General features: G+C 60.4%; 11 protein-coding genes. 7 read left to right on the top strand and 4 right to left on the bottom strand.

Annotated features, from left to right (window positions below; all coding sequences use genetic code 11):
* The 5 genes from ACZ3J7_RS40410 to ACZ3J7_RS40390 all read left to right on the top strand — a co-directional run.
* On the top strand, positions 1 to 228 hold a 228-nt coding region (locus ACZ3J7_RS40410), incomplete at its 5' end, for an MspA family porin (RefSeq protein ID WP_353799054.1).
* A gap of 128 nt (positions 229 to 356) precedes the next feature.
* On the top strand, positions 357 to 752 hold the full coding sequence (locus ACZ3J7_RS40405) for a hypothetical protein (RefSeq protein WP_298776632.1): 396 nt from the start codon (positions 357 to 359) through the stop codon (positions 750 to 752).
* Positions 753 to 836: 84 nt separating this feature from the next.
* Entirely contained in the window at positions 837 to 1,178 is a 342-nt protein-coding gene (locus ACZ3J7_RS40400) for a hypothetical protein (protein WP_260395296.1), read from the top strand.
* An 806-nt stretch (positions 1,179 to 1,984) separates the two neighbouring features.
* Positions 1,985 to 3,295 carry a hypothetical protein gene (locus tag ACZ3J7_RS40395; RefSeq protein WP_366054592.1) on the top strand — a complete coding sequence of 437 codons (1,311 nt, stop codon included), beginning with the start codon at positions 1,985 to 1,987 and terminating at the stop codon, positions 3,293 to 3,295.
* Positions 3,296 to 3,328: 33 nt separating this feature from the next.
* Positions 3,329 to 4,138, top strand: coding sequence for a hypothetical protein (locus tag ACZ3J7_RS40390; RefSeq protein ID WP_124566634.1), 810 nt, complete (start codon positions 3,329 to 3,331; stop codon positions 4,136 to 4,138).
* A 98-nt stretch (positions 4,139 to 4,236) separates the two neighbouring features.
* On the opposite strand, the gene ACZ3J7_RS40385 is transcribed toward ACZ3J7_RS40390, so the two are convergent.
* Positions 4,237 to 4,530: a hypothetical protein gene (locus ACZ3J7_RS40385; protein ID WP_465628396.1), complete on the bottom strand. Its 294-nt coding sequence runs from the start codon at positions 4,528 to 4,530 to the stop codon at positions 4,237 to 4,239.
* A gap of 7 nt (positions 4,531 to 4,537) precedes the next feature.
* Between ACZ3J7_RS40385 and ACZ3J7_RS40380 the strand changes: the two genes are divergently transcribed.
* Positions 4,538 to 4,870, top strand: a complete 333-nt coding sequence (locus tag ACZ3J7_RS40380) for a hypothetical protein (protein ID WP_465628394.1) — start codon at positions 4,538 to 4,540, stop codon at positions 4,868 to 4,870.
* A gap of 571 nt (positions 4,871 to 5,441) precedes the next feature.
* Here ACZ3J7_RS40380 and ACZ3J7_RS40375 read toward each other — a convergent pair.
* The 3 genes from ACZ3J7_RS40375 to ACZ3J7_RS40365 form a co-directional block, all read right to left on the bottom strand.
* Complete coding sequence (locus tag ACZ3J7_RS40375; protein WP_298776622.1) at positions 5,442 to 6,137, bottom strand: neutral zinc metallopeptidase; 696 nt, start codon at positions 6,135 to 6,137, stop codon at positions 5,442 to 5,444.
* Between the two features lie 318 nt (positions 6,138 to 6,455).
* On the bottom strand, positions 6,456 to 6,836 hold the full coding sequence (locus ACZ3J7_RS40370; RefSeq protein ID WP_030535797.1) for a hypothetical protein: 381 nt from the start codon (positions 6,834 to 6,836) through the stop codon (positions 6,456 to 6,458).
* 401 nt (positions 6,837 to 7,237) lie between these two features.
* On the bottom strand, positions 7,238 to 7,732 hold the full coding sequence (locus ACZ3J7_RS40365; RefSeq protein ID WP_298776617.1) for a DUF1877 family protein: 495 nt from the start codon (positions 7,730 to 7,732) through the stop codon (positions 7,238 to 7,240).
* A 132-nt stretch (positions 7,733 to 7,864) separates the two neighbouring features.
* On the opposite strand from ACZ3J7_RS40365, the gene ACZ3J7_RS40360 reads away from it, so the two are divergent.
* Complete coding sequence (locus tag ACZ3J7_RS40360) at positions 7,865 to 8,836, top strand: glycoside hydrolase family 43 protein (protein WP_185744481.1); 972 nt, start codon at positions 7,865 to 7,867, stop codon at positions 8,834 to 8,836.
* Positions 8,837 to 9,418 lie beyond the last annotated feature (582 nt).

Below are 9,418 nucleotides of genomic sequence, written 5' to 3'. Positions count from 1 at the left end.
GTGAATCCGAGTATTCAGTCGACGATTGCGCCGGGCACGATCACGACGATTCCGTTGGGGAAGAAGGATCTCGAGTCGTCGAAGGCGTCGATCACGGCAGAAAACGTGCACGTGAAGGTTGATGCGTGCATGGGGCCGGTGACGATCCGCTCCTACGCACAACTCGCCGTCTCAACTGCAACCTCGGACAATAGCCTGTTCGTGTATTCCGATCCGACCTGGCTCTAACCCCGAGCAGCCGTCGTCAGCGCTGCATTCTCAACCCACTCTGCGCAGGCCACCATGCCCTCGCACACCCCGTCACACGAGGCCCGAGTCACGGGTTTGCCCATCAATCAGCATCACGGGAGAAGTTCATGAAGATTCGTACCTTGGCCACAGCCGGAGCGCTTACCGCAGGTATCGCCCTCGTCGGTGTTATCGGCGGGGGCGTGGCATCGGCTGCTACCCCGATCGTGCAGCCGGAGCAGGGTCGGATCGGGCTTTCGCTCTCGAATGCGGAGACCGCAGCACTGGCGGCGAGCCCGATCCCCGATGCAATCGCGAACATTGTTCCCGGCTCGCAACGTTGGGTTGGCCGGGCTCCGGGTTCGGTCATCACCAACGTCGATGGCAGGGCAAGCGCCCCCGATCGGGTCGTGATCGCCGAAGCTGCGGCGCATCCGGGTGGCTACGTCAACATCTACGTGTCCGACCCGAACAGCCCCGTCACCGGGGGCTACATCGTGCAGACCTACCAGCACTGGAACTGAACTAGGGCCGGTAACTCCGGCCCCTGACTGCTGCCGCCGATCTCGTTGTTTCACTTCACCTATCCGCCGTTTGGAGTTTCTGTCATGACCATCCGCAACGCTGAACACGCTCGGTCCCGCCCGATGACGGAGCCGCCGGCCACAGTGCACAGTGGTCAAAGTGCGGACGTCGACGACTGGGACCCCGACAGTGAGCTGAGCGAAACATCGAAGGCCGTGATCGCCACCGTCTTCGGTCTCGCATTGTTGATTGCGGCGTTCGCGGTGATCGGACGTCTCGGTGGGTGGGCCGCTGATTATGGGACGATTCTGGTGTATCTGGCGTTCTTTCTGTGGATGTCGATCGCGGGCCGGGTGTTCTGGTGGGGCGCGGACAAGCTCATCGCCGAGGCGCGGAAGAAGTCGAACACGGGTGATCGCCGGTGAAGTCCGTGCTGAAGCTGCGCAGGTCCATCGCGGGAGTACTTGCCACCGGAGCGCTGATGACTGGAGTAGCTGGAGCCGTCGGTGCGGGAATCGCACTGATCGCCGCACCTGCGACTGCGGGACCAGCGGAGGACTGTGCGGCGGTGCGGGCACGTGATCATCAGATCTACCTGAATCTGATCGCGTCACTGCCTCCTGGTTCTCCGATCCCGCCTGAGTACATCAACCCGTGCCTGACCGCACCCACCACCACCCCGACGGCCGCCCCGACAACCACCGTCGGACTACCGGGTGCACAGGCTCCGGGCGGTGGCCCGAACGTCGGAGCGAACGCTCCGACGAACTTCCCCACCTACAATGGCACCCCCATTGTTCCCGTGCCAGGTGCGGCGCAACCGGAACAGCCTGGACAACCGAATAGCCCGACACCATCGAGCATCGAGAACCCTGCAGGGATCCCGGTTCCGACGACCACCAGCGGGCCTGCACCGACCACATCGCAACCCGCTGGATCGACCGCACCCGCATCGACCACTGATCGTGGTCCCGGACCAGTGCCCGCGTCGACGCCGAATAGTGCTCCCGGGCAATCGGAATCAACTCCGAATGTCACGACCTCGGGGCTCGACAAAGGCGACGGCCGTGACCGTTACCTCGAACTCGTGTTGGTCGGTGCCGCTGCGTTCACTGCCGGCGGGATCGGGGTACGTGGGCGTCGTTCACCGTTCGGCCCACGCATACCGTTGCGTGGGCGTACGCCGGAATCGATCCTCTTCCAGACAGTCGGTACCCTCGCCTCACCGCTCATGGCGTATGCGAAGGGTGGCCAGTCGAAGATCACGGTCACCGAACCGGGCGGGGGACGTCGTACGTTCTTCCTCATCCACGACGCGACGTCCTCACACGAAGCGGAAATCCCCGTCGAGGTTCCGCCCGGCGGGCATATGAGCGTTGATCCGGACGGCTCAGTCACCGTCTTCGACGCGGACGGAAACCCCGTCTCGGTGGTGGCAGCTCCGTGGGCGTATGACGCCAACGGCAATCCTGTTCCGACTGACTACGAAGTGCGCGACGGCCGCCTGATTCAGACGGTGTACGCCGACGAAGCGACCGCCTATCCGATTTTGGCTGATCCGCCGGAAAAGAAGGCGAAGGCACCCACCTCTGTCGCTTCGAAACAAGTCCAGAAGAATACGAACACCGCCGCACCCAAGCCGAATTCGATGACCTCCCGCACGAGCGCGCAGAAACCGCAAAACAGTGGAAACACGAATTCGGGCAACACTTCCGGTGGGAACACGTCGGCACCGAACTCGATGACCCAGCGCACCAGCGCGAAGAAGCCGCCCGTCAGCGCGGAGCAGCAAGCGACCAACCAACTCGCTGCAGCGCACGGCGAGGTCCCTTCGGGTACAGACACTTCGGGTGCGCCGAACTCGATGACTTCGCGCGCGAGTCCGCAGAACAGTGGGAACACGAATGCGGGCGACACCACTGGCGGGAATACGTCGGCACCGAATTCGATGACAGCGCGCACGACACCTCAAAAGCCATCCGTCAGCGCGGAGCAGCAAGCGGCCAACCAACTCGCTGCAGCGCACGGCGACGTCCCGGACGGTTTCACCGGCAATGTCCCGATCAAACCCGGCACCACCGGCGATGGGGCACCGAATTCGATGACTCCCCGAACGTCACCGCAGGGCAAGCCATCGACCGACGAGAATTGGACTACTCAATTCGGTCCACTCAACGTGATCGGTGGAATTGTTGATACCCCGGGGCAAATGGCAGAACGAGCCACTGCGACGCGAGCGCCGAACGTGTCGACGACACGCGCCGTGTGGCAAGGGGCAGTGAATGGTGTGAAGGGCCTCGCGAAACCGATCCCTGCGCTTGGGTGGATCGTCACAGGAGCAGCGATAGCCTCCGATCTCACATCAGAAAACGGACCTAGTGTCGCCGAATCGGTCGCCACCAACGTGGGAGGAACCGTCGCAGCGGCAGCTGTCGGTGGCGCAGTGCTTGCTGTCAGTGCCGCCCCCGTGGTGGTCGCGGTCGCCGTTGGTGTGGCAGCTGGCTATGCTGCGGCGTGGGCGATATCGAAGTTCTGGGACTAGATGACGAGCTCGGATAGAAGCAAAGGTAGTTCGATGACTTCGAGGACGGAACTTACACGCACCCTCCATGCTCAATGGACCCAGAAACGCGGCGAGCTGGGCTTCCTCGCGTTCATTGTCAGTGTCGTTGTCTTCGCAATCAGTGCGATCGTGATGTACGAGGCGTCCTCGAATGCGGTTTTCGGATTGGGGGCATTTGCTGCGGCATGCGGCGCTGTGTGCTGCATTTCGCTAGTGACGTTTGTGGCCCTTCCTCCTAAACCCGCGACGAACTCTGAAGAAATAGGTCAAGGCCGCACTTTCACCATGACCGCCGCAACTCGGTGGGCATCGGCGTTGTGGTTGTGGTCGGCGTTGGTCTCCTGTGCTCTGTCTTTCGTCGGTGTCGGTCTTAACTATGCGACCAAATCCGGAGGTAGCTCGTTCAATTCGAATTGGTGGTTGGTGCTCGGCGCTTTATCGATCGGTGCCAGCATTCTCTCTCCCCTGAGGTACGTCGGACGGTTTCGTATCGATATTGACGGCGATGGCATGCGGATGGAACTCGGCCGCGCTTACAGCGGATATCTGCGTTGGTCCGATATTGACAAGATCGAAACCTCCGCCCGCGGGCGCTACGCACTCGACCTCGTGCTCAAGCCAGGTGTCCGTGTCGAGAACACCTCGCACGGATCGTCGCTCTACCGGGTAGGACCGGGAATCATCACCGAAGCCTCGCCCTTTCAAGACGGCTACCTACGCCTCGAATGCGGAGGATGGACGGGTGAGACGAGCGCACTCCCGGAGGAAATCGTGCACCACGTGATCACAGAAGACACCACCGAGCAGAAAGCGGCCTCATGAAGAATCCGGACATGATTGCGCTCGCCGTACTCGGCGCAATAGCAGTTCCCGCAGTGCTGTTCATGGTCTTCTCCGAGTCCGCGTTCGTTTTCGGAGCGTCAATCGCCGCCATTGTCTTCATTGCCGCTCGCGTCGTGCAGATCCTCTTCCAACGATGGCGTCGACAACAACGTCGGGCAGCGTGAGCAACATATCCTGTTCGACGGCCGCTCGGGATTCAGAACCTGGACACGGCAAGAGCCAACAGCTTCCCGCTGTCGCGCTCCTCGGTCTTTGGTTCCAACAGAATCGTCCTGCATGCCGACAACACATCTCCCTACAAGCGACATCATGACCACCGTTTGTGGAATTTGTGCAATCACTGCAGGGGCTGTGGCGATGATCGTATCCACGCCTTACATGATGTACCGCAGTCATGCGAGAGCGATCTACTGGAGTTCGTCGATCCTGACCATCGTTTTCGCCTGGCTCACAGCCCCACAGCGGTCGATTCTCGGACCTGTTCTGTTGTGCGGTTTCGCTGCTGTGTTCGTGGCGTGGTGGTGGACCCCCTTCCTCACGCGAAGGCATCCCACCGGATTCAACGATGTTTTCGGTGCTTGGCTGACACGGGCGCTCTACCGCGAGCAGAAGGATGCACCTCCGGTAAACAGGTACGACAAACTGCACTACAAAGACACTGACCGCCAAGCACGAGATACCGATTCTGACGGAAATCAGGTCAACACCTGAGCCGGCGCGTAGAGCGCTTTGACGTGATGTCCTCAATACGACCCTCGCGCGTACCCGAACAGCTTGTAGCGGGATGCCATGGGAAACAGTACTTTCCACATGGCGGCGTACACCTGCCCGGATGGCGCAAGCTGTACAGCAACCAGGATGACCGGTGGCTCGAAATAGCTCTTCGCGCAGCCCAAGTGGTCCAGTAGCGGTCAGCGCCATCCCGAGCGGTAGCCCTCTTCACCTCAACTCTGCAGGTCATCCCATTTTTCGAGCATCCGCCTCGTCTGGACAGTTAAGTTTGAATGCCATCCACTTGCCTCCGCAGATGCCCCTCACTTGTTCATACAGGTGAGGGGCTTTTTCGTGTCCGATCGTGCCAAGATCGCCGTCGACGAGGTCCGCGTCGGCGTAGAGCGACGTCGCTGCAGTTCCTTCGAGAGCTGGATCCAACCTTTGACAGCGGGATGATCGTTCTTGTCGGGGACTTCCCGCAATCTCGCAACCACTCCACCGCCCCAGTTCCGTCCGAAATGAATGACTATCGATGCCCCCAAAAATGGACTCAGGCCGCGTTACGTATTCACCGAATCTCTGATTCCGGTGCGTTCCACGTGTCGCAGGAGCTGAGTCCCTCCTGCATCCCTCGGTTGAACCACATTCTGTTGTTGGCCTGACTCGGGTGGGTGTCTTCGGGGTCTTCGCCGGGGATGTCGATGGCGTCTTCTTGTACTGACAGTTCGGCGAGGTAGGGCAGGATGAGATTGGCGCTGACGCCGGACAGGCATTCAGCTTGAGCTTCCAGGCGTTTGGTCATCAACATCACCTCGCGGTGATCGTTTTCCCGCGCGGCCAATGACGACAGCTGCGATTCGATCCCCATCGCCTCCTGAAGGTGATGTCCGTATTCGTGGGTGGCGACTCTGACGAGGTCGAGTTCGTTGAAACTGTCGTACGTCCAGATGCGGATGGTCTGGGTTCTGGGGCAGTAGAAACTGATCCCATAGACGTCTGCGCCTTCTCCGCAGAGGATGGGTGCATCGTCGCCTTCGAGGCGCATGTCGACGTGAGGTGTCACGAGGTTGCCGCCTCTGAATTCTCTGTCGACAGCGGGGCTCCACATCTCGTCCAGGCAGGCCATCACCCCCTCCGCATACCTCTTTTGACGGGTGATGTCGCCGCGCCAATCGACTGGCGTGCAGTCGATCTCCGGGAACTGCATATCCGTGTCGGTCAATCGTTGGCTGGTTTCGGCGACCGCTTCATATGACGGCAGCACCCGTTACACCACGGAGGCGGCGAGATTGACCCCGACCACCAGGACGGCGACCAGCCCGACCGCGGTGGCGGTCACGATGATCGCTATCTCTTTTCGAGTCCAGCTCATTCGTTCGCCTCAGGGGTCGGTTGTGGATGCGTTATTACGCAGCGGCACAGGGAATTCCCGCACACATCGGTGCCCGATTGCAGTCCTCGCAAAAGTCGTCCGGGATAACGTCGCCTGTTCAACACTCGGCGGCGAACGTGGCCACGGGAAACGAAAAATACTCCGCCCCGCCACAGGAAGAGCGAAGCATCAATTCGACGGCGGAGGGTATTACCAGTTCTGAATGAAGAAGAACTGCTGTGAACCCCTCGCCGGGTTGAGTACGCCGAGAGAAATTTCTCCACCACGGGAGGCTGCTTCGTTGGCGAACTGGTCGAGACGTCCCCAGACGACGTTGGGGCCGCTCTCGAAGCGCGATCCTGGTGCGAGGCGCACGCCGATCTGGGTGGAGTTAGTGATGCTTTCGATCGCAGCGCCGGCATTGAGCTGGCCGAACAATGCCGTCTCACCCTGGTTCAGCTGCACGCCGATGCGCCCGTTGTCGGCGATCGGAGTAACAGCTGATGCTGCGCCCGCGCCGCTGAGTGCGATGGCTGCGATACCGGCAGGTATCAATGCGGCCGCGGTAATCATCTTGCGTAGGTGCGTCATTCGGCTTCTCCCTCGTCGGTGGCCCACTCGAGTTGCGCCTCCACGGGCCACTTTGTCTGATTCTTCCGGTAACAGTCAACGCCATGTCGCAAACAATGAGCAATCCACTGGGTTGGTTTGAGATGCAGCTCACTACTGGAAATCCGTTGAAAAATAAACTGTTTCAGTGAAACTGCTGGTCGAGATCGTGAATGCCAGAGAAGCGCGCGGGCTGTCGTTACGTTTCCGTTACTGCTCGGTCTGGCTGCGAGAAGGACACGCACTCGGTCACCCAGAAACGCTGCGGCACAGGAATTGTCAGAGCAAGAACCCGCGCAGAGGGTCCTCCGCAGTTGAGCGCCACTGTCAAGCGGTCTTTCATTCTTCGAGGGCGCGCTGCTTCGGCAGTGGGCTCTCGACTGTCAGAACCGCACGGTGAATACCACGTGGCGACGCTCTCGGGCCGCGCGCTGCAAAAAGTCCGCCACTTCCTGAAGCCAGCCCCAGGCGTACCCGCGCTCGTCGGAACCGTACTCCGGGTTGCGGTCGTCGAGCGGCATCGCGTCGTAGCGCACGCCGAACTCGGATTCGGTGATTTCCGCCAGGTACGAGGAGACTTCGGCGACCCGATCGGGTGCCAGGTAGGTGACGAGTTGGTCGTCGGTGTCGGTGTTGAGGTCGTCGTCCCCCAAGATCACGCCGTAGGCCGGCCAGTTCTCGGACACGCGCTCGTACCCCGTGCTGGAGAGGGCGCACAGGATCGGATCCCACGCCTTGTCCGTGTCGCACGAGAACTCGGATCGGCCCGTCTCCTCGATGTCCTCGACCACTGCGCCGAGTTTGTCGTCGTCGCCGCGTGCGTCCAGAAGTTCCGCTGCCACGCTGTCTGACAGCGCGAAATGCACCCCAAGTTCCATGGCGTGATGCTAACGGCTGACCTTGCCGGCGTCCCCGTCCTCACAACAAGGCGAATCGCCTCAGGTAACGATCCTGCTCTAACTCCGACCGAAGTTACCCATGGTGGGCCGGCTGTCATACATACTGCATCGGTGATTCCGACAAAACGGACCGGCCTTTCTGTTGTGTCGCTGGTGATCCTCGTCGTCGCGGGGTTGCTGGTCGCAGCCCCTGCCAGCAGCGCAGCGCCGCCGCCTGACTGGAAATACACAATGGTGGCGTTCAGTAATGCCAGCGACCGTGACATGGATGTCTACGAGTCGGCTGACGGCACCGGCTTTCAACTCGTCCAGCAGTCGGCGTACAGGCCGCCGTCTGGGCTCGTGCGTGATCCGAGCATCTTCCGGAACACAGACGGGTTGTATTACCTCACCTACACGACGGGTGGTGGGGCGAACATCGGTTTCGCACGCAGCAGCGACCGCATCAATTGGACACCGCTGGGGAACTATCCGGTTCCGTTTTGCTGCGCCTTGATGCCTGGTACGGGAGATGGCACCGGTTCTGCGAGCCCGCCGGGCTTCTCGGGTTCGGCTGGTTTCAGCGACGGGCCGTCGCTGTCACCATTCGTCACCAAGGCCTGGGCGCCTGAATGGTTTGTGGACGGCGATCGTGTCAACGTCATCCTGTCGATGTCGACCGGTGGAGGATTTGTGCCGTATCTGATGACGGCGTTGGAACCGTCGCTCCGGTTGTGGAGCCCGCCTGTTCCGCTCGCCGGGATCGGTGCGGACCACATCGACACCACCGTGGTCAAAGTCGGATCGACCTATCATGCGTTCACCAAGAACGAGACGAGGAAGGTCGTCGAGCATGCGGTCGCTCCTTCGGTGACGGGACCTTATTCGTTTGTGCCGCCAGGGAATTGGGGTTCGCTTGTCGAAGGTCCGGCCGTAGTTCAGTTGCCGAGCGGCGACTGGCGGATCTATCTCGACGCCTATACCGAAGGTAAGTATCTCTACTCCGACAGCACGGACGGGCTGAATACCTGGTCGCCTGTGCAAGAGGTTCCTGGGGTGTCCGGGACTGCACGGCATCTCGGCATCATGAGAGAACCGGCATAACTTTCGACTCCGAGTTGGTAGGGCTCTGATCAAGGACTGCGGTCTTGGTCAGAGCCCTTTCTCGTACATGCGTACTACTTCTGCGCGTCGTCTGCACGTATCAGTGATTGACAAGCTAACGGTGCGACGCAAGTGGGTCTTGCAAGTGCGCGCCGACCACGAAGTGAACATCTCCGCGTGAACCATGCAGAGTTGCGCTCCTAGGCCCCGCTCAGGTGTCTTGATTGCGATCGATTGCCAAGTAGTGCCTGTTGGTTGCATATTCAAGTACGTGCACTGGCTTGATGTCCGCACTTTCGGCCTTCAACTGCCCTGAGGCCCACGAAACGTGGGTTCAGTTCGGTTTGCCACACCGTTTCTGAGAGTTCTTCTTACCTTCAAACCGTGACCTTGCTCATAGTGGGACCTAGGTCCTTTTTGCTGATGATAAGCCTGTCGATATATATCTGTTACCGAAAGTTCACCCTCAATCCAAGATGGCGGAGTCGGCGCGCTGGCGGGCAAACAGGACGATTGGTACCGTCCGGTAACTAATTCAGTTAGTTGTCGGCTACCGCTCTGGTTGCTGTGTCACGTGGAGGA

It is taken from the genome of Kitasatospora sp. NPDC015121 (genome assembly GCF_055562955.1).
The sequence above is the reverse complement of the archived record's forward strand: the minus strand, read 5'-3'. Positions and strand labels throughout refer to the sequence as shown.

Coding starts and splice junctions, on each gene's coding strand:
- ACZ3J7_RS40390 (WP_124566634.1), top strand. CDS start 3,329: ATGACTTCGAGGACGGAACTTACACGCACCCTCCATGCTCAATGGACC.
- ACZ3J7_RS40365 (WP_298776617.1), bottom strand. CDS start 7,732: ATGGAACTTGGGGTGCATTTCGCGCTGTCAGACAGCGTGGCAGCGGAA.
- ACZ3J7_RS40370 (WP_030535797.1), bottom strand. CDS start 6,836: ATGACGCACCTACGCAAGATGATTACCGCGGCCGCATTGATACCTGCC.
- ACZ3J7_RS40380 (WP_465628394.1), top strand. CDS start 4,538: ATGATGTACCGCAGTCATGCGAGAGCGATCTACTGGAGTTCGTCGATC.
- ACZ3J7_RS40405 (WP_298776632.1), top strand. CDS start 357: ATGAAGATTCGTACCTTGGCCACAGCCGGAGCGCTTACCGCAGGTATC.
- ACZ3J7_RS40400 (WP_260395296.1), top strand. CDS start 837: ATGACCATCCGCAACGCTGAACACGCTCGGTCCCGCCCGATGACGGAG.
- ACZ3J7_RS40395 (WP_366054592.1), top strand. CDS start 1,985: ATGGCGTATGCGAAGGGTGGCCAGTCGAAGATCACGGTCACCGAACCG.